This window comes from Nonomuraea sp. NPDC003727 (assembly GCF_053586935.1).
This window is the reverse complement of sequence record NZ_JBSFNE010000007.1, coordinates 225324-243895: the sequence shown is the minus strand read 5'-3', so window position 1 is coordinate 243895 and position 18572 is coordinate 225324. Positions and strand designations below refer to the sequence as shown.

Below are 18572 nucleotides of genomic sequence, written 5' to 3'. Positions count from 1 at the left end.
CGTGGCCCGTTTCCGCCGTAGGGGTTGACTTCCGTCCGCGCCGCGCGGGGCCCGTTTCCGCCGTTCACGTTGACCTCCGCACCGCCGTCCTGGCCGTGGTGCCGCGCGTGGCCCGTTTCCGCCGTAGGGGTTGACTTCCGTCCGCGCCGCGCGGGGCCCGTTTCCGCCGTTCACGTTGACCTCCGCACCGCCGTCCTGGCCGTCGTGCCGCGTGGCCCGCTTCTGCCGTACAGGTTGACTTCCGTCCGCGCCGCGCGGGGCCCGTTTCCGCCGTACACATTGACCTCCGCACCGCTGTCCTGGCCGTCGTGCCGCGTGGCCCGCTTCTGCCGTACAGGTTGACTTCCGTCCGTGCCGCGCGTGGCCCGTTTCCGCCGTACACATTGACCTCCGCACCGCTGTCCTGGCCGTCGTGCCGCGTGGCCCCCTTCCGCCGTACGGGTTGACCTCCGGCCGCCCCGCGCGGGGCCCGCTTTCGCCGTACGGGTTGACTCCCGCGCGGTCGAATGGAGCCTGTGCCGCACAGGGGTGATGGCGCTCCGGTTGAGAGTTTCCGATCGGTGACGCGGATCGTGGCTCGGCCGGGATGGCGAGCAGTCGACCTCTTCTCACGAAAGGACGCCCGCGTGTCGCGGGTGTCCTTTCGTGTTGCCGTCTTGACGCTGTTGTGTGACAGTCACATACTCTGGTTATAACTTGTAACCAAAGAAAGAAGCTGTCATGTCGACGTCGACCGGGACCAGGGGTGCCGTCCTGGCGCTGCTGGCCGCCTCCCAGTTCCTCGTGGTGCTCAACACCTCGATCGTCAACGTCGCCCTCCCCGTGATCGGCGACGACCTGGGGCTGACGCCCGCGGGCCTGTCGTGGGTCGTCAACGCCTACCTGATCGCCTTCGGCGCCCTCCTCCTGGTGGGCGGCAGGCTGGCCGACCTGTACGGCAGGCGGCGCGTCCTCCTCGCCGGTCTCGCGCTGTTCACCGCGGGCTCGCTCGCCGCCGCCGTACCCGCCGGGGCGGGGTGGCTGGTCGCGGCGCGCGCGGTCCAGGGCGTCGGCGCCGCCGTCCTGTCGCCGGCCGCGCTGGCCGTCCTGCTGGCTCTCTACGCGCCGGGCGAGGAACGGGCCAGGGCGCTCGGGGTCTGGGGATCGGTGTCAGCGGCGGGCGGCGCGGCGGGCGTGCTGCTGAGCGGTCTGCTGACCGACGCGTTCGGCTGGTGGTCGATCTTCGCGGTGAGCGTCCCCGTCGGCGTGTTCGCGCTGGCCGCCGTGGCGCGGCTGGTCACGGGCGACGCGCGGACGGCCGGCGGCCGGCTCGACCTCGCCGGCGCGGTCACGGTGACCGCGGGCCTGACCGGTGTCGTCCACGGGCTGGGCGGCGGCGGTGCGGTGACGGTCGGGGTCGGGGTGCTGCTGCTGGCGGGGTTCGTGCTGGTCGAACGGCGGGCGGCCGATCCGCTGGTCCCGGCGGGGCTGCTGCGTACCGCCTCCGTCGGGGTCGGCAACCTGGTCATGCTCCTGCTGGGCATGGTGTGGGTCGGCACGTTCTTCTTCCTGCCGCTCTACCAGCAGCGCGTGCTCGGCTACTCGCCGCTGGCGGCCGGCCTCACCCAGCTGCCGCTCGCGCTGGCGCTCATGCTGGCGCCGCTGGCGGCCGGCCGGTTGCGCGCCCCTCTCGTGCCGGGGCTGGTGACGTTGGCGGCGGGGCTGGCCTGGCTGGCGAGCGCGCCTGAGAACGGCACCTTCCTGGCGGACCTGCTCGGCCCGTCCCTGCTGGTCGGCGCCGGGCTGGGGCTCGCGTTCGTGCCGCTGACCGCGCTCGGCGTGGCCGGGGTGCCCGGCGAGCGGTCCGGGGTGGCGGGCGGCCTGATCAACACCACCCGGCAGGTCGGCGGCGCGCTCGGTCTTGCCGTGCTCGCCTCGGTCGCGGGTCTCGCGCCCAGTGAGCTGTCCGGCTATCACCGCGCCTTCGCGGCGGCGGCGGCCATCTCCCTGCTGGCGGCGGTCATCGCCTTCACGAAGCGGCGGACGTCGTGATGAGACGCGCTCACTACGATGAGAGGGTGTCATCGCCGCGACAGCGCTACCGGGACCAGGTCCGTGCCGAGATCAAGGAGGCCGCGCTGGCCCAGATCGGCCAGGGTGGGGCCGCGGCGCTGAGCCTGAACGCCGTGGCCAAGCAACTCGGTGTCACGGGGCCGGCGATCTACAAGTACTTCGGCAGTCGCGACGACCTGCTGACCGAGCTCATCCTTGACGGTTTCGACCAGGTCGCGGCGGCCGTACGGGCCGCGGTCGGCGAGGGGGCGCCGCGGGCGCGCCTGCACGCGCTGGCCGGGGCCTTCCACGGGTGGGCGCTGGCGCACCCGCACGTCTACCAGCTGCTGGCAGGCACGCCGTCACCCGGCTACCAGGCTCCGCCGGAGAGCGTCCAGCGGGCCCGCGAGGTGCTCGGGCCTTTCCTGCCGGTGTTCGCGGGGGGCCGGTGCGGTCCGGCCGCCGAGACGCTGCGCGAGGAGATGCGGCGATGGGTCGAGGAGGTGCCCGCGGTGGCCGAATGGGTCAGGGCCTTCGCGCCCGACGGCGATCCCGCCACCGCCCTCACCGGGACGATCATGGTCTGGTCGCGGCTGCACGGGCTGACGAGCCTGGAGGTGCAGGGCCAGTTCGCCGGGATGGGGCACCGCTCGGCCACGCTGCTGACCGTCGAGATGGAGACGCTGGCCGACACCATGGGGTTGTGAGGTCACCGCGACCCCTGTGGTGCTGCTCGTCGGGTGCCGGGGCGGCCGTGCGGGCCGGTCGAGGGCGACGATGGAGCGGGATGGCCGTGTGGGCCGGTCGAGGGCGACGATGGAGCGGGATGGCCGTGTGGGCTGGTCGAGGGCGACGATGGAGCGGGATGGCCATGCGGGCTGGTCGAGGCCGGAGACGGGGCGGGATGGACGGGCTCGTCGTGGTCACTGCAGCGACTGGGTGAGCTCGTCGAGTTCGGCCAGCCGTACGGCGGGGGCGAGGCGGGAGGCGGTGGCCACCAGCACGAGCTCGGTGACGGCGATCTCGTGGGTCAGCGGCGCGATCGGCCCGGCCGCCTCGCGTGGCAGCCGGATCAGGATCTCGGCGTGCGGCCCCAGCGGTGACTCCCACGCGTCGGTGACGAGCACCAGGCGGGCCTCCCGGGACCGGGCGGCCCGCACGAACGCCGCGGTGTCGGGGGAGTAGCGGCGGAAGTCGTAGGCCACGACGACGTCGGAGGGCCCGAGGTCGAGCAGGACGCGCGCTCTGGCGGCGGGGGAGCCGGGCACACGGTGCGCTCCCGGGCGCAGGCCGGCGAGCTGGCGGACGAGGTATTCGGCGGCCAGCTCGCTCAGCGGCCCGCCGACGGCCCACACGCCGCCCGCCTCGGCGAGGAGGGCGGCGACGGCGGCGAGCTGGGATTCGCTCACGGCGGCGAGGGTGCCGTCTAGGCCGGCGCGAAGGTCTTCGGCGGCCCCGCGGGTGCCGGGCGAGCGGGCCACGAACTCCTGCAGGCGTGACCTGTCGTGCTCGCGGGCGCCGGCCCTGACGGCGGACTGGAAGGCGGCGAAGCCGGCGTAGCCGAGCCGGTCGAACAGGCGCGAGGCCGTCGGCGGGCTGACGCCGGCGCGGTCGGCCAGCGCGCGCAGCGATCCGAGCGCGGCGAAGGGGTAGTCGTCGAGCAGCACCCTGACGATCGCCCGCTCGCCGCGCGGCAGCTCGGAGTAGACCTCGCTCAGCCGGGTCACGATGGGATCCACGCTAACGAATGTTACATCAATCCCGACTGCCGCAGAAGAATGAAACGGGTGTTACGGTAGGCGCCATGAGTACCTGGCATGGGCTGCTGGACAGCGGCTACCGGCGCTGGCTGCCCGTCACCGGCGACACCCCGTCAGTCACCCTGAACGAGGGCAACACCCCGCTGCTGCGCTCGGCGCACCTGTCGGCCGTCACGGGCTGCGACGTCTGGCTGAAGGTCGAGGGCGCCAACCCCACGGGCTCGTTCAAGGACCGCGGCATGACCGTGGCGATCAGCAGGGCCGCCGAAGCCGGCGCCGAGCTGGTCATCTGCGCCTCCACCGGCAACACCAGCGCCTCCGCGGCCGCCTACGCCGCTCGCGCGGGGATGGCGGCGGCCGTGCTGGTGCCCCGCGGGCGGATCGCGCTCGGCAAGCTCGGCCAGGCCGTACGGCACGGCGCGCGGATCGTCGAGATCGCCGGCGGGTTCGACGACTGCCTGCGCGTCGCCCGCGAGCTGGCCGCCGACCACCCGGTCGCGCTGGTCAACTCCGTGGGCAACGAGTGGCGCCTGGCGGGGCAGCGGACCGTCGCCTACGAGATCGTCGACGCCCTGGGTGACGCGCCCGACATCCACTGCCTGCCGGTGGGCAACGGCGGCAACATCACCGCCACCTGGGGCGGCTACCGGACCTACCGGGACGCGGGCCTGGCCACCCGGCTGCCGCGCATGTGGGGTTTCCAGGCGGCGGGGGCCGCGCCGCTCGTGAGCGGCACGCCCGTCGCGGAGCCCGTGACCGAGGCGAGCGCCATCCGCGTCGGCAGCCCGGCGACCTGGGACGGTGCCGTCACCGCCCGCGACGAGTCCGGCGGTCTGATCGCCGCCGTGACCGACGAGCAGATCTTCGCGGCCTACCGGGAGGTGGCCCGCCGCGACGGCGTCTTCGCCGAGCCCGCCTCGGCGGCGGGGATCGCCGGCCTGCTCGACCAGCACGCCAGGGGCAGGCTCGACCCGGGCCAGCGGATCGTGATCACGCTCAGCGGCAACGGCCTCAAGGACGTGGACGCCTCCCTGCGCGGCGGCTACACCTCGATCGAGACCTCCTCGTCGGCGGCCGAGGTGGCTCGCGCCCTCCTGCCGGCCGCCTGAGCGCCGCCCGCCCCCTGGAAGGTGCGCCGGTAGGCGGAGGGCGTGGTGCCGAGCAGCTTGGTGAAGTGCTGGCGCAGGCCGTTGCCGGTGCTGAAGCCGGAGCGCTCGGCCACCACGTCGACGGGCAGCCGCGTGGTCTCCAGCAGTTCCCTGGCCCTGACGACGCGCTGCTGGGTGAGCCACCTGATCGGGGTGAGGCCGGTCTCCTGGTGGAAGCGGCGGATGAAGGTCCTGGTGCTCATCGCGCCCCGCTCGGCCATGCGCGGGACGGTGAGCGGCTCGTGCAGCCGTTCCAGCGCCCACGTCAGCACCGGCGCCAGGCCCTTGTCGGGAGCGGGGACGGGCACGGCCGGCGAGACGTACTGCGTCTGGTCGCCCTCCCGCTGGGGCGCGATCACCATGCGGCGCCCCACCTCCGCCGCCACGGCGGCGCCGAAGTCGCGCCTGACGATGTGCAGGCACAGGTCGATGCCCGCCGCGGTGCCGGCGCTGGTGAGGATGTCGCCGTCGTCGAGGTAGAGGGCGCGCTCGTTGACGCGCACCCGTGGATGGCGGCGCCGCAGGTCCGCGGCGTGCATCCAGTGGGTGGCGGCCTCGCGGCCGTCGAGCAGGCCCGCCGCGGCGAGCACGAACGCCCCCGAGCACAGCGCGGCGACCCGCGCGCCTCTCTCGTGCGCCGCGACGAGCGCTTCGAGCAGCGTGTCCGGCGGCCGGTAGGAGCCGTCGGCGCAGGCGGGCACCACGACGAGGTCGGCCGTGCGCATCGCCTCCAGCCCGTGCGGGGCGCGCAGCCACAGGCCGCTGAGCGACTCCTGCTCGCCGTCCGCGGTCCGGCACAGGCGCAGGTCGTACCAGTCGGGGCTGAGGTCGAGCCGGTCCCTGCCGAAGACCTCGCAGGGGACGGCGAGCTCGAAGAGCGGGCAGTTGTCCAGCACCGGGACGACGACTCTGATCCGGCCCATGGCGCAAATATAGTGGAACACGACATCTTTGCCACTAGTGACCGGATACGGCCCTCGCGACAGTGGTGTCCATGGACGAAAAGGGACCGCTGGACATCGGTGAGGACGAAGGCGCCCGGCTGCTGACCGCCGCCGTGGACCTGGTCGTACGGCACGCGAAGGACGTGGCAGGCGGCCCCGTCGCGCCACCGGAGACAGGCACCGCGTGGCTGCGCGACTGGCTGGCCGGCCAGGACTTCGAGACGGCGGGGCGGCCCGAGCACACGCTGCGGGAGGTGATGGCGGCCCTGCGCCGCTGGGGCGTGCACACGACGCACCCCCGCTACTTCGGGCTGTTCAACCCCACCCCCACCTGGTGGGGCGTGGCCGGCGAGCTGCTCGCGGCAGGGGTCAACCCGCAGCTGGCCGCCTACAGCCACGCCCCCGCGGCCGTCGAGATGGAACGGCACGTGCTGCGCTTCATGGCGGCCCGCCTCGGCCTGCCCGCCACCACGGAGGGCAGTTTCACGGTGGGCGGCGCCGAGGCCAACCTGACCGCGGTGATCGTCGCCCTGACCCGCCGGTTCCCCTCCTACCCCGGCACCGGCACGTACGGCCTGCCGCGGCGGCCGGTGTTCTACGCCTCAGCCGAGAGCCACCTGGCGTGGCTCAAGATCGCCCACATGACGGGCATCGGGCGCGAGGCCGTCCGCCTGGTGCCGGTCGACGCGGCGCACCGCATGGACACCGGCAGGCTGCGCGAGATGGTCGAGGCCGACCGTGCCGCGGACCGCGACCCGTTCCTGCTGGCCGCGACCGCCGGCACGACGGCGGGAGGCGCGGTGGACCCGTTGCCGGAGCTGGCCGGCCTGGCCGCGGAGTGGGGGCTGCACTTCCACGTCGACGCCGCGTGGGCGGGCGCGATCGCGCTGTCCGACTCCCTGCGCCCGCTGCTGGCCGGGGTGGAGCGGGCCGACAGCGTCACGGTGGACGCGCACAAGTGGATGTCGGCGCCCATGGGCGCGGGCATGCTGCTCACCCCGCACGGGACCGTGCTGGCCGAGAGCTTCCGCGCGACCACCTCCTACATGCCGGCGGAGACCGACGGCGCCCCCGACCCCTACGCCACCAGCGTGCAGTGGTCGCGCCGTTTCGCGGGTTTGAAGGTGTTCCTCGCGCTGGCGATGGCGGGCAGGCCCGCCTACGCCGCCCAGATCGAGCGGGACGTGCGGCTCGGCGAGCTGCTCGCGCGCCGCCTGCGGGAGGAGGGGTGGCGGCGGGTCAACGACACGGTGCTGCCCGTCGTCTGCGTGGCCGCCCCCGAGGCGGAGGCGGGCGGTGCCGAGAGCAGCGCGGCGTGGCACGACGCGGTCGCCGACGAGGTGGTCCGCGGCGGGCAGGCGTGGATCAGCACCGTTCGCCTGGCCGGACGGCCCGCCATCCGGCTGTGCCTGACCAGCCACCGCACCCGGGTGGAGGACGTCGAGGCCGTGGTGAGCGCGCTGGGCGACGCCCGCAAGAGGAACCCCGTCGGGGGCGCGTGACCCACTCGTCAGGTGCCGCGAGGGGCGCCGCCCCGCCTGGTGTACGAGACGAGACGGTCGATCTCCGTGAACCCCGCGTCGGTGAACACCGACCATGTGGGGTGTCCGTCGGTCTGCTTGTCGTCGGCGTACAGGATCGTCTCGGACGCGCCGTGCCGATGGAGGAGCGTGACGGCCTCCCACAGCATCGCCCGCTCGAACGATCCGTCCGCGTGGAGGGCGTCCGCGCCGAACCACCAGAGGATTCCCACGTCGTCAACGGGCACCTGGGCCACGGCTTCGGCGGCGAGGTCGTCGTCGCGGCTTCGCAGCCACCAGCCGAGCGGGGCATTGCTGAGGATCACCTCGACGGGCGGGCCGGCCGCCTCAGGACGGTGGTCCCCTGTTGTGGCGCGATGCAGATATCGCCACGAGTTCCGGCCGGCGAACCCGGCGTGCTCCAGCACCTTGCGCGTGACCGGTCGGCGCCCCGAAGGAAGTGCCGAGGGGCAGAGACCCAGCGTGGCGACGAAGGCGTGCACGGTTCCGCTGCTCTTCAGCTCATGCAGGGCGTGTGAGACGAGCGCCTCGACGACGAGCAGGATCTCGCGGCCGTGCAGCCACAGGACCACTCCCTCACCGTTGTCGCGGCGTACCGCGTAGGAGACCGCACCCAGCACCTTGCCGTCACCGTCCACGATCACCTCGGTGCTGGGCCGGTGCAGCCGGGCCCAGGGCGCGGGATCGCGACGGCATGTTCCGTCGATGGCCTCGGCGAGCCTCTCCGCCGAGCACACGGGCTGGCCAGGCAGGTGGTCGGCCTCGACCAGCGCGAGGACGGCTGCCTGATCGGACGGCTGGTAGGGACGTATTGCCTGGTCGAACGCCGGTCTCGACTCGCATGGGCGGCAATGGGCGAGGATCTCCTCCGCCGACAGGCTGTTGCCGCTACGCGCGGCGGTCCTCATCGCGGCCGCGGCCGTCGACGATGCGGTGTCCGGTGGGATCACCAGCAGGTGGAACCCGTCCTGGTCGCCACGGATCAGACTGACCGTGTCGGGTGTTCCCGGCCAGCCGCTGACCCTGAGGAAACGGCCGTCGATCACGAGATGGGCGGGAACGTCGTCCCAGGCGCCCGGGTCGAGCCTGACCCGCACGATGGGACCGAGTAGCGCATCCAGCGCGTTGAGGAGGGAGGGGAGCTCGCTGTGCAGGTCGGTCGAGCGTGGCCACCACGCGCCGTCGAGGCTTCCCTCGCGGGTGAGGGTCGGCTCCAGACGGATCCGGGCGCTCGGCTGGGGGAGGGGCTGGACGAGATGCATGTCGTGGTTCGGCATCAGATGTGCCGCCTGTCTCCGGCCCGCCAGAGCCGATGTCATCTCTGAGGCGACGCCGACGCGGCTGTCGACATGCGAAATGTCCCAGATAGCCGACTATACACTCATATGTGAGGATCATTTTGGTATGGATATACCTGTGGAGGGCTGGATCGGTCCTGGTGGCAGCGAGAACCAAGCCGCCCGTACGGGTCACAGCGGCCGCGACGCGTGCTAGCTTTGAGGGTGTTGCAGTTCTGGTACCCATGAACGTTGTGTGCGCCTGACGGGATGTAACCCCCCAGGCGCATTTTGTTTTTGCCGGTCATGTCCGGATGGGTCATTGCGGCGACATGGGCCACGCAAGGTGCGTGTCCCATTACTGCGCCTATCGAAGGAGATCGACATGGCGACTGGCATTGTCAAGTGGTTCAACGCGGAGAAGGGCTTCGGCTTCATCGCCCAGGACGGCGGCGGCGCGGACGTCTTCGCCCACTACTCCAACATCGCCACCCAGGGCTACCGTGAGCTTCACGAGGGCCAGAAGGTGAGCTTCGACGTCACGCAGGGTCAGAAGGGCCCGCAGGCGGAGAACATCGTTCCCGTCATCTGACGGATACTCACGCCAGGAGCCGGGGCCCGGTCAGCACCATGACCGGGCCCCGGCTTCTGCGTCTGTGAAGGACGGGCGATCGACGGCGTCGCCCCCCGGGTGGCGGCGCGCATGACGTACGGATCGCGTCAATAGTCCGCCTTGAGCCGTAGGGAACCCGTCAAGAACGGCAAAGCTCCCTGAATCTCCAAGTTTGCTGGTCATGAAAGCTATGTCCGAAAACTGAGGAGTGGGGATGGCCGACGTCATCTTCGTCGCCCTGACGATCGCGATCTTCGTGATCTTCGGGCTTGTCGTCAAGGCGGTGGAGCGCCTGTGAGCGCCGTCAACGCCGCCGGCCTCGTCGTGGCCATCGGCCTGGTGATCTTCATGGTCGCGGCCCTGCTCTTCCCGGAGCGGTTCTGATGGGCTGGATCTTCCTCGCCTCCCTGGTCATCGCGCTGGCCGTGGTGCACAAGCCGTTCGGCGACTACATGCACCGGGTCTACAGCGGCACCAAGGACACCGCCGTCGAGCGGATCGTCTACCGCCTGCTCGGCGTCCGCGCCGACGCGGAGCAGCGCTGGCCCGTCTACGCGCGCAGCCTGCTGGCCTTCTCGATCATCTCCATCCTGGTCGTGTACGGCATGCAGCGCCTGCAGGACAAGCTGTGGCTCTCGCTCGGCTTCCCGCCCGTCACCGACCACGTCGCGTGGAACACCGCGATCAGCTTCGTCACCAACACCAACTGGCAGGCCTACTCCGGTGAGAGCACCATGGGCCACCTGGTCCAGATGGCCGCGCTCGCCGTGCAGAACTTCGTGTCGGCCGCCGTCGGCATGGCCGTGGCGATCGCGCTGGTGCGCGGCTTCGCCCGCAAGAACGCCGACACCATCGGCAACTTCTGGGTGGACCTGGTGCGCGGCACGCTCCGCATCCTGCTGCCGATCGCCTTCGTCGGCGCGCTCGTCCTGGTGGCGGGCGGCCTGGTGCAGAACTTCGTCGGCCCGCACGAGATCACCACCCTCGCCGGCAACACGCAGAACATGACCGGCGGCCCCGTGGCCAGCCAGGAGGTCATCAAGGAACTCGGCACCAACGGCGGCGGCTTCTACAACGCCAACGCGGCCCACCCGTTCGAGAACGCCGCCTCCTGGACGAACTGGTTCGAGATCTTCCTGATCCTCGTCATCCCCTTCAGCCTGACCCGCACCTTCGGCCGGATGGTCGGCCAGGTCCGGCAGGGCTACGCGATCCTCGCCGTGATGGCCACGATCGCCGTCGTCAGCGTCGTGCTCACCAACGTCTTCGAGCTGTCGGGCGACGCCACCGTCCCGCAGGCGGTCGGCGCGGCCATGGAGGGCAAGGAGGTGCGGTTCGGCGTCGCCAACTCCGCGACGTTCGCCGCCGCCACCACGCTCACCAGCACCGGTGCCGTGAACTCCTTCCACGACTCCTACACCCCGTTCGGCGGCATGATGACGCTGTTCAACATGATGCTGGGCGAGGTCGCCCCCGGCGGTGTCGGCGCCGGCCTGTACGGCATGCTCGTCCTGGCCGTGATCACCGTGTTCGTCGCGGGGCTCATGGTCGGCAGGACGCCCGAGTACCTCGGCAAGAAGATCGGCTCCCGCGAGATCAAGCTGGCCTCGCTCTACTTCCTGGTCACCCCGGTCCTGGTGCTGGTCGGCACGGCCGTGGCCATGGGCAACAAGGCGGGCCTGGCGGCCATGCTGAACAGCGGCCCGCACGGCTTCTCCGAGATCCTCTACGCCTTCACCAGCGCGTCGAACAACAACGGCTCGGCCTTCGCCGGCGTCACCGTGAACACCCCCTGGTACGACGTGGCGCTCGGCCTGTGCATGGTCTTCGGCCGGTTCCTGCCGATCATCTTCGTGCTCGCCCTGGCGGGCTCCCTGGCCAGGCAGACGCCGGTGCCCGAATCCGCGGGCACGCTGCCGACCCACCGGCCGCAGTTCGTCGGCATGGTCGTCGGCGTGACGATCGTCCTGGTCGCGCTGACCTTCCTCCCCGCCCTGGCGCTCGGCCCGCTCGCAGAAGGACTCATGTGATGACGACCCACCTGGTCGAGGCGCCGGGGAAGGAGCCGGCGCCCAAGAAGAACGGCAGGATCGGCGGCGGCCTGCTCGACCCGAAACAGCTCGTCAGGTCGCTGCCCGACGCGCTCGTCAAGCTGAACCCCGTCACGCTCTGGCGCAACCCCGTGATGCTGATCGTGGAGATCGGCGCGGTGTTCACCACGGTCCTGGCCGTCCTCGACCCGTCGTTCTTCGCCTGGGCGATCGTGGTCTGGCTCTGGCTGACGGTCATCTTCGCCAACCTGGCGGAGGCGGTCGCGGAGGGCAGGGGCAAGGCGCAGGCGGCCACGCTTCGCGCGACCAAGCGCGACACCATGGCCCGCAGGCTCAGGAGCCGCACCTCCACGGAGTGGGACACCGTGGGCGCTGCCGAGCTCAGGCAGGGCGACTTCGTGGTCGTCGAGGCCGGAGAGATCATCCCCTGTGACGGCGACGTGATCGAGGGCATCGCGAGCGTCGACGAGTCCGCGATCACCGGCGAGTCCGCGCCGGTCATCCGGGAGTCCGGCGGTGACAGGTCAGCGGTGACGGGCGGCACCAAGGTGCTGTCCGACAAGATCATCGTCCAGATCACCCAGAAGCCGGGCGAGAGCTTCATCGACCGGATGATCTCCCTGGTCGAGGGCGCCGACCGGCAGAAGACCCCCAACGAGATCGCCCTCAACATCCTGCTGGCCGCGCTGACCGTCATCTTCCTGGTCGCCACCGTGACCATGCAGCCGCTGGCCATCTACGCCAAGGACACCAACCCTGGCATCCCCGACTCGCTCGCCCTGACAGGCGACGGCGTCACGGGCATCGTGCTCGTCTCGCTGCTGGTCTGCCTCATCCCGACGACGATCGGCGCGCTGCTGTCGGCCATCGGCATCGCCGGCATGGACCGGCTCGTGCAGCGCAACGTCCTGGCCATGTCGGGCCGCGCGGTCGAGGCCGCCGGCGACGTCAGCACGCTGCTGCTGGACAAGACCGGCACCATCACGCTGGGCAACCGCCAGGCGTCCGAGTTCGTGCCGGTGGCCGGCGTGCCCGAGATGGAGCTGGCGCGGGCGGCGCAGCTGTCCAGCCTCGCCGACGAGACGCCAGAGGGCCGCTCGATCGTGGTGTACGCCAAGACCGCGTACGGCCTGCGCGAGCGGGAGCCCGGCGAGCTGGCCCACGCCGAGTGGGTGCAGTTCACCGCGCAGACCCGCATGTCGGGCGTGAACCTGGACGGCAAGGAGGTCCGCAAGGGCGCGGCGACGGCCGTCATGAAGTGGGTCAGGGACCACGGCGGTCACCCGACCGACGAGGTCGGCCACATCGTGGACGGGATCTCCGGCACGGGCGGCACCCCGCTGGTCGTGGCCGAGAAGGGCCGCGTGCTCGGCGTCATCCACCTGAAGGACGTCGTCAAGCAGGGCATGCGCGAGCGGTTCGACGAGATGCGCCGCATGGGCATCCGCACCGTCATGATCACCGGTGACAACCCGCTGACCGCCAGGGCCATCGCCGACGAGGCCGGTGTGGACGACTTCCTCGCCGAGGCCACCCCCGAGGACAAGCTCGCCCTCATCAAGAAGGAGCAGGAAGGCGGCCGACTGGTCGCCATGACCGGTGACGGCACCAACGACGCCCCCGCGCTCGCGCAGTCGGACGTCGGCGTGGCGATGAACACCGGCACCAGCGCCGCCAAAGAGGCGGGCAACATGGTGGACCTCGACTCCAACCCGACCAAGCTCATCGAGATCGTCGAGATCGGCAAGCAACTGCTGATCACGCGCGGCGCCCTGACCACGTTCTCGATCGCCAACGACATCGCCAAGTACTTCGCGATCATCCCGGCGATGTTCGCGGCGGTCTACCCGGGCCTGGACGCGCTCAACATCATGCGCCTGGCCAGCCCGCAGTCGGCGATCCTGTCCGCGGTCGTCTTCAACGCGATCATCATCGTCGCGCTCATCCCGCTCGCCCTCCGCGGCGTGCGCTACCGGCCGTCCAGCGCCTCCAAGCTGCTCAACCGGAACCTGTCCGTCTACGGTCTGGGCGGCATCGTCGCGCCCTTCGTCGGCATCAAGCTGATCGACCTTCTCATCCAGTTCCTTCCGGGGATGTCGTAATGGAACGCCTGCCCAGCTGGATCCGCCAGCACCTCGCCGCCGTCCGCGCGGTCATCGTCCTGACCCTGATCCTCGGCGGGATCTACCCGCTGGCGGTCACCGGCATCGCCCAGGCCGCCTTCCACAACAAGGCCAACGGCTCCCCGGTCGAGCGCGACGGCAAGACCGTCGGCAGCGCCGTCGTGGGCCAGCTCTTCACCGACAAGGACGGCGACCCCATCAGGAAGTACTTCCAGAGCCGGCCGTCGGCCGCCGGTGACGGGTACGACATGCTGTCCACCGCGGCCGGCAACCTCGGCCCCGAGGACGTCGTCGACACCCTGCCCGTGCCGGGCGCCAAAGACGACGAGGGCAACCCCGACGAGGGCAGGCAGTCGCTGCTCACCCAGGTCTGCGCCCGCTCCAAGGCGGTCGGCGAGCTGGAGGGCGTCAGCGGCACCCGGCCGTACTGCACGCCGGACGGCGTGGGCGCGGTGCTGAAGGTGTTCCCCGCCGTCGGCACCCCGACCAGGGCGGTCAGCGTCAACCAGGCCTGCCCCGCCCAGCCGTTCGTCGCCACCTACGAGGGCGTCAAGGTCGAGTGCGGCAAGCCCGGCGAGGACTACGCGGCCGGCCGTACCGTGCCGGTGCGCGGGACCGTCACCGACGTGAAGGTCCCCGCGGACGCGGTCACCGCCAGCGGCTCGGGCCTGGACCCGCACATCTCGGTCGCCTACGCCGAGCTGCAGGCGCCCCGCGTCGCCAAGGAGCGCGGCCTTCCCCTGGAGAGGGTGACCGCGCTCGTCAAGGAGCACACCACCGGCAGGGCGCTCGGGTTCATGGGCGAGCCCGCGGTCAACGTGCTCGAGCTCAACCTGGCACTCGACAAGGGATAGGGCGATGCCACGCGGTCGGCTGAGGGTCTACCTGGGCGCGGCGCCCGGGGTGGGCAAGACCTTCGCGATGCTCGGCGAGGGCCGCAGGGGGATGGAGCGGGGCAGGGACGTCGTCGTGGGTTTCGTCGAGACCCACGGGCGTCCCCGCACCGCCGCCCTCCTCGAGGGCATGGAGATCATCCCGCGCAGGCAGCTCCGCTACCGCGGGTCGACCTTCACCGAGCTCGACGTGGACGCCGTCATCGAGCGCGCGCCGAAGATCGCGCTGATCGACGAGCTGGCCCACACGAACGTGCCCGGGTCGAGGAACGTCAAGCGCTGGCAGGACATCGAGGAGATCCTCGACGCCGGCGTCGACGTCATCTCGACGGTCAACATCCAGCACCTGGAGTCGCTCAACGACGTCGTCCAGCAGATCACCGGCATCCCCCAGCGGGAGACCGTGCCGGACGAGGTGGTGCGCAGGGCCGACCAGATCGAGCTGGTCGACATGTCGCCCGAGGCGCTGCGGCGGCGGATGGCGCACGGCAACGTCTACGCTCCGGAGAAGGTGGACGCCGCCTTGTCCAACTACTTCAGGGTCGGCAACCTGACCGCGCTGCGCGAGCTCGCCCTCCTGTGGGTCGCGGGCAAGGTCGACGAGCAGCTCGACCGCTACCGCGCCGACCACGGCATCGAAGGCACCTGGGAGACGCGCGAGCGCGTCGTCGTGGCCCTCACCGGCGGACCCGAAGGCGACACCCTGGTACGGCGGGCCGCCCGCGTCGCGGCCAGGACCAAGGGCGCCGACCTGCTGGCCGTCCACGTCACCAGCGCCGACGGCCTGGCCGGCGGCGACCCCGCCAACCTGGCCAGGCAGCGCACGCTGGTGGAGAGCCTCGGCGGCACCTACCACCAGGTGGTCGGTGACGACATCCCCCGCGCCCTGCTCGACTTCGCCCGCGGCGTCAACGCCACCCAGCTGGTGCTCGGCGCCTCCCGGCGCGGCAGGTTCGCGCAGATCTTCTCCCGCGGCGTCGGCGTGGAGACCACCGCGCTGTCCGGCAGCATCGACGTGCACATGATCACGCACGACGAGGCGAAGAAGGGCCGCCGGCGCCCCGAACACAGCCGCGCGGCGCTGACCAGGAAGCGGCGGCTGGCCGGATGGGCGGTCGCCCTCGCGGGCATGCTCGCGCTGACGGCGGCGCTGATCCCGTTCAGGGACGACCTGTCGCTGCCGACCGAGATCCTCTTCTACCTGGTGACGGTGGTGGGCGTCGCGCTGATCGGCGGCATGTGGCCGGCCATCACCGCGGCCGTCGTGGGCTCGCTGCTGCTGAACTACTTCTTCACCCCGCCGGTCGGCGAGTTCACGATCGCCGATCCCGAGAACCTGTTCGCGCTCATCGTGTTCGTCGTGGTCGCCGCCATGGTGAGCACGATCGTCGACGTCGCGGCCCGCCGTACCAGGGAGGCCGCCAGAGCCGGCGCGGACGCCGAGATCCTCGCCACCCTGGCGGGGCACGTGCTGCGCGGCGAGGCGGCGGTGCCCTCGCTGCTCGCGCGGCTGCGGGAGACGTTCGGGCTGACCTCGGTCACGCTGCTGGAGCGGCGGCCCGACACCGGCAGCATGCCGGACGACCAGACGGATCCGGACGCCTGGCGGATCATCGCCACCACCGGCGGCACGCCGTGCACGTCCCCGTCGGCCGCCGACACCGACGTGGTCATCGACGAGAACCTGGTCCTCACCGCCCGCGGACGGCTCCTCGACGCCGCCGACCGCAGGGTGCTCGAGGCGTTCGCCGCCGAGTCGGCCGTGGCGCTGCGCCAGCAGCGCCTCGAGGAGGCGGCGGACCAGGCCAAGCCGCTGGCCGAGGCCGACAGGATGCGCACCGCGCTGCTGGCCGCCGTCAGCCACGACCTGCGCACCCCGCTCGCCTCCGCCAAGGCCGCCGTGGAGAGCCTGAGCAACACCGCGATCGCCTGGACCGAGGAGGACCGCCAGGAGCTGCTGGCCACGGCCGACGAGTCGCTGGCCAAGCTGGACCGCCTGGTCGCGAACCTGCTCGACATGAGCCGCCTGCAGGCGGGCGTCCTGGGGGTCGACCACCAGCCGGTGGCTCTGGAGGAGGTCGTGCCCCGCGCGATCGACGACCTGGGCCCGGTGCGGGACAGGGTGGAGGGCGACATCTCCGTCGAGCTGCCCGAGATCGTCGCCGACCCGACGCTGCTCGAACGGGTGCTGGTCAACCTGATGACCAACGCGGTGCGCTACAGCCCGCAGGACGCCAAGGTGCTCATCACCGCGAGCGGGCACGGCGCCCACGTCGAGATCCGGGTGATCGACAGGGGGCCGGGCGTCCCCGCCGACGCCCACGACCGCATCTTCCTGCCGTTCCAGCGCCTCGGCGACCGTGACAACGACACGGGCGTCGGCCTCGGCCTCGCGCTCTCGCGCGGGCTGACCGAGGCGATGGGCGGCACGCTGGTCCCTGACGAGACACCAGGGGGAGGTCTCACGATGATCCTCACGTTTCCCATCTCCTCGCGGGCGGTGGTCGCATGACCCGCGTCCTCGTCGTCGACGACGAACCGCAGCTCCTGCGGGCGCTGCGCATCAACCTGGTCGCGCGCCACTACGAGGTCACGGTGGCCGCCGACGGGGGGTCGGCGCTCAGGGAGGCCGCCGAACGGCAGCCCGACCTCGTCCTGCTCGATCTCGGGCTGCCCGACCTCGACGGGGTCGACGTCATCCACGGCCTGCGCGGGTGGACGTCGGTGCCGATCCTCGTGCTGTCCGGCAGGACCGGCAACCAGGACAAGATCGAGGCGCTGGACGCGGGCGCGGACGACTACGTCACCAAGCCGTTCAACATCGAGGAGCTGCTGGCCCGCATGCGGGCCGTCACCCGCAGGACCGGCCTGCAGGAGGCGGAGCTGGCCCGCATCCAGATCGGGGACCGGGTGATCGACCTGACCGACAAGACGGTCTCCGACGGTGTACGGCTGACGCCCACCGAGTGGCACATCCTCGAGATCCTGCTGCGCAACCCGGGCAAGCTGGTCAGCCAGCGGTACCTGCTGAGCGAGGTGTGGGGGGAGAAGTACCTGAAGGAGTCGCACTACCTGCGCCAGTACATGGCCCAGCTGCGCCGCAAGCTGGAACGCGACCCCGCACGACCCGTCCACCTGATCACCGAGCCGGGCATGGGCTACCGCTTCACCCCCTGAGCTCCTGCCCGCCACGACGCACCCGCTCATGGGGCCCGCTCGGCGAACGTTCGTCGCTGACCCGCCTCGCCGCTCACGACGAAGCCGGGCCGGCGTGATCCGTCACGCCGGCCCGGCCCCGTGCCGGACGCCGGTCAGGGGAGCAGCTCGATCGCCAGCGTGACCACGGCCACGACGGCGATGAGCACGAGCAGCCCGAAGGCTTCCGGCCGTATTTTCGGGGCTTTCATCGTGCTCCTTCCGATACGGGTGGGCAGGAAGGGCGGGCCACCTGAGTGCATCACATTCCTCCTCGGTACGCACCGCAGAAATTTATAGAAAATGATGCTATGGCCGGATATTCGGTCCGGGCGTATTCCAGAGGGGATCCGAACGGCGACCGCCGAAACCCTGACGCCCGCTTGACGTCGGCCTCCCGGGCGGCTCGACCGGCATCAATAACGCGTCATGAACGCGAAGGAATGGCGTATGGACACTCCCCGCGCGGCTGGAAATGCGATGTGATGAATTCATGACATTCAGTCGGGAAAGGTCGCCGCTGGAGTTCATGATCAGCGGAGGATTCGTGGTCAGCGTCGCCGCGTGCGCCGCCGTCGCGGCACTGCTCCCTCCGGGCACGCCACGTGTCGCCGCCATGGCGCTCGTGGTGGGAGCGTACGCGGCATGGTCACGGAGCCTGCTCGCGGCGTCGGCCACGGCGCTCATGGGGTGGCTCTTCACGACCGGCTTCCTGGTGAACGGCCTGGGCGAGCTGAGCCTCACCGCGCCGGACCTGCTCAGGCTCGGGATGTTCGGCGGCGTGGCGCTCGCCGGGTACGGCGTGGCGTTGGCCGGGTACGGCGTGGCCGCCGTGGCCGGGCCGGCGCGCGGCGACATCGGGGCGTCGCTCGGGCACGGGCTCGCCATCCGCGTCCGCGAATACCGCGCGGTTCCGCGAACCTGACCGATCGGCTGATCGGCCGGGCATCCGCGGCTCGACGTGACCGGTTGCGGCTGGTCGGCCGGGCGGGCACC

General features: G+C 71.4%; 15 protein-coding genes. 12 read left to right on the top strand and 3 right to left on the bottom strand.

Annotated elements, in window-relative coordinates:
• Nucleotides 1–720: 720 nt before the first annotated feature.
• Together ACWDLG_RS19835 and ACWDLG_RS19830 are read left to right on the top strand one after the other, a co-directional pair.
• Nucleotides 721–2031, top strand: a complete 1311-nt coding sequence (locus ACWDLG_RS19835) for an MFS transporter (protein WP_449921865.1) — start codon at nucleotides 721–723, stop codon at nucleotides 2029–2031.
• Nucleotides 2032–2057: 26 nt separating this feature from the next.
• Nucleotides 2058–2738 carry a TetR/AcrR family transcriptional regulator gene (locus tag ACWDLG_RS19830; protein WP_449921863.1) on the top strand — a complete coding sequence of 227 codons (681 nt, stop codon included), beginning with the start codon at nucleotides 2058–2060 and terminating at the stop codon, nucleotides 2736–2738.
• A gap of 216 nt (nucleotides 2739–2954) precedes the next feature.
• On the opposite strand, the gene ACWDLG_RS19825 is transcribed toward ACWDLG_RS19830, so the two are convergent.
• Complete coding sequence (locus ACWDLG_RS19825; RefSeq protein ID WP_449921862.1) at nucleotides 2955–3770, bottom strand: MurR/RpiR family transcriptional regulator; 816 nt, start codon at nucleotides 3768–3770, stop codon at nucleotides 2955–2957.
• A 65-nt stretch (nucleotides 3771–3835) separates the two neighbouring features.
• On the opposite strand from ACWDLG_RS19825, the gene thrC reads away from it, so the two are divergent.
• Nucleotides 3836–4900 (top strand): threonine synthase, encoded by a 1065-nt coding sequence (gene thrC / locus ACWDLG_RS19820; protein WP_449921860.1) that lies wholly within the window; start codon nucleotides 3836–3838, stop codon nucleotides 4898–4900.
• On the opposite strand, the gene ACWDLG_RS19815 is transcribed toward thrC, so the two are convergent.
• Nucleotides 4834–5862, bottom strand: coding sequence for a GlxA family transcriptional regulator (locus ACWDLG_RS19815; RefSeq protein ID WP_449921858.1), 1029 nt, complete (start codon nucleotides 5860–5862; stop codon nucleotides 4834–4836). The genes thrC and ACWDLG_RS19815 overlap by 67 nt on opposite strands.
• Nucleotides 5863–5933: 71 nt before the next feature.
• On the opposite strand from ACWDLG_RS19815, the gene ACWDLG_RS19810 reads away from it, so the two are divergent.
• Nucleotides 5934–7385 carry a pyridoxal phosphate-dependent decarboxylase family protein gene (locus ACWDLG_RS19810; protein ID WP_449921856.1) on the top strand — a complete coding sequence of 484 codons (1452 nt, stop codon included), beginning with the start codon at nucleotides 5934–5936 and terminating at the stop codon, nucleotides 7383–7385.
• A gap of 8 nt (nucleotides 7386–7393) precedes the next feature.
• Here ACWDLG_RS19810 and ACWDLG_RS19805 read toward each other — a convergent pair whose 3' ends face one another.
• On the bottom strand, nucleotides 7394–8701 hold the full coding sequence (locus ACWDLG_RS19805) for a DUF5994 family protein (protein WP_449921854.1): 1308 nt from the start codon (nucleotides 8699–8701) through the stop codon (nucleotides 7394–7396).
• 385 nt (nucleotides 8702–9086) lie between these two features.
• On the opposite strand from ACWDLG_RS19805, the gene ACWDLG_RS19800 reads away from it, so the two are divergent.
• The 8 genes from ACWDLG_RS19800 to ACWDLG_RS19765 all read left to right on the top strand — a co-directional run bounded on the left by ACWDLG_RS19800 (nucleotide 9087) and on the right by ACWDLG_RS19765 (nucleotide 18501).
• Nucleotides 9087–9293, top strand: a complete 207-nt coding sequence (locus ACWDLG_RS19800) for a cold-shock protein (RefSeq protein WP_449921852.1) — start codon at nucleotides 9087–9089, stop codon at nucleotides 9291–9293.
• 315 nt (nucleotides 9294–9608) lie between these two features.
• Nucleotides 9609–9698, top strand: a complete 90-nt coding sequence (gene kdpF / locus ACWDLG_RS19795) for a K(+)-transporting ATPase subunit F (RefSeq protein WP_354915691.1) — start codon at nucleotides 9609–9611, stop codon at nucleotides 9696–9698.
• A complete protein-coding gene (kdpA, locus tag ACWDLG_RS19790) occupies nucleotides 9698–11344 on the top strand; it encodes a potassium-transporting ATPase subunit KdpA (protein ID WP_449921850.1) in 1647 nt (548 codons plus the stop codon). The genes kdpF and kdpA overlap by 1 nt, the downstream gene beginning before the upstream one ends.
• Entirely contained in the window at nucleotides 11344–13467 is a 2124-nt protein-coding gene (gene kdpB, locus ACWDLG_RS19785; RefSeq protein WP_449921849.1) for a potassium-transporting ATPase subunit KdpB, read from the top strand. Before kdpA ends, kdpB begins: the two co-directional genes overlap by 1 nt.
• The gene (locus tag ACWDLG_RS19780; protein WP_449921847.1) at nucleotides 13467–14342 is read left to right on the top strand and encodes a potassium-transporting ATPase subunit C; all 876 of its coding nucleotides are present in this window, start codon (nucleotides 13467–13469) and stop codon (nucleotides 14340–14342) included. The genes kdpB and ACWDLG_RS19780 overlap by 1 nt, the downstream gene beginning before the upstream one ends.
• A 4-nt stretch (nucleotides 14343–14346) precedes the next feature.
• Nucleotides 14347–16893, top strand: coding sequence for a DUF4118 domain-containing protein (locus ACWDLG_RS19775; protein WP_449921845.1), 2547 nt, complete (start codon nucleotides 14347–14349; stop codon nucleotides 16891–16893).
• Nucleotides 16890–17558, top strand: coding sequence for a response regulator (locus ACWDLG_RS19770; protein ID WP_449921844.1), 669 nt, complete (start codon nucleotides 16890–16892; stop codon nucleotides 17556–17558). The genes ACWDLG_RS19775 and ACWDLG_RS19770 overlap by 4 nt, the downstream gene beginning before the upstream one ends.
• A 511-nt stretch (nucleotides 17559–18069) precedes the next feature.
• Complete coding sequence (locus tag ACWDLG_RS19765) at nucleotides 18070–18501, top strand: hypothetical protein (protein ID WP_449921842.1); 432 nt, start codon at nucleotides 18070–18072, stop codon at nucleotides 18499–18501.
• Nucleotides 18502–18572 lie beyond the last annotated feature (71 nt).

Coding starts and splice junctions, on each gene's coding strand:
- ACWDLG_RS19835 (WP_449921865.1), top strand. CDS start 721: ATGTCGACGTCGACCGGGACCAGGGGTGCCGTCCTGGCGCTGCTGGCC.
- thrC (WP_449921860.1), top strand. CDS start 3,836: ATGAGTACCTGGCATGGGCTGCTGGACAGCGGCTACCGGCGCTGGCTG.
- ACWDLG_RS19815 (WP_449921858.1), bottom strand. CDS start 5,862: ATGGGCCGGATCAGAGTCGTCGTCCCGGTGCTGGACAACTGCCCGCTC.
- ACWDLG_RS19810 (WP_449921856.1), top strand. CDS start 5,934: ATGGACGAAAAGGGACCGCTGGACATCGGTGAGGACGAAGGCGCCCGG.
- ACWDLG_RS19805 (WP_449921854.1), bottom strand. CDS start 8,701: ATGCCGAACCACGACATGCATCTCGTCCAGCCCCTCCCCCAGCCGAGC.
- ACWDLG_RS19800 (WP_449921852.1), top strand. CDS start 9,087: ATGGCGACTGGCATTGTCAAGTGGTTCAACGCGGAGAAGGGCTTCGGC.
- kdpA (WP_449921850.1), top strand. CDS start 9,698: ATGGGCTGGATCTTCCTCGCCTCCCTGGTCATCGCGCTGGCCGTGGTG.
- kdpB (WP_449921849.1), top strand. CDS start 11,344: ATGACGACCCACCTGGTCGAGGCGCCGGGGAAGGAGCCGGCGCCCAAG.
- ACWDLG_RS19780 (WP_449921847.1), top strand. CDS start 13,467: ATGGAACGCCTGCCCAGCTGGATCCGCCAGCACCTCGCCGCCGTCCGC.
- ACWDLG_RS19775 (WP_449921845.1), top strand. CDS start 14,347: ATGCCACGCGGTCGGCTGAGGGTCTACCTGGGCGCGGCGCCCGGGGTG.
- ACWDLG_RS19770 (WP_449921844.1), top strand. CDS start 16,890: ATGACCCGCGTCCTCGTCGTCGACGACGAACCGCAGCTCCTGCGGGCG.
- ACWDLG_RS19765 (WP_449921842.1), top strand. CDS start 18,070: ATGACATTCAGTCGGGAAAGGTCGCCGCTGGAGTTCATGATCAGCGGA.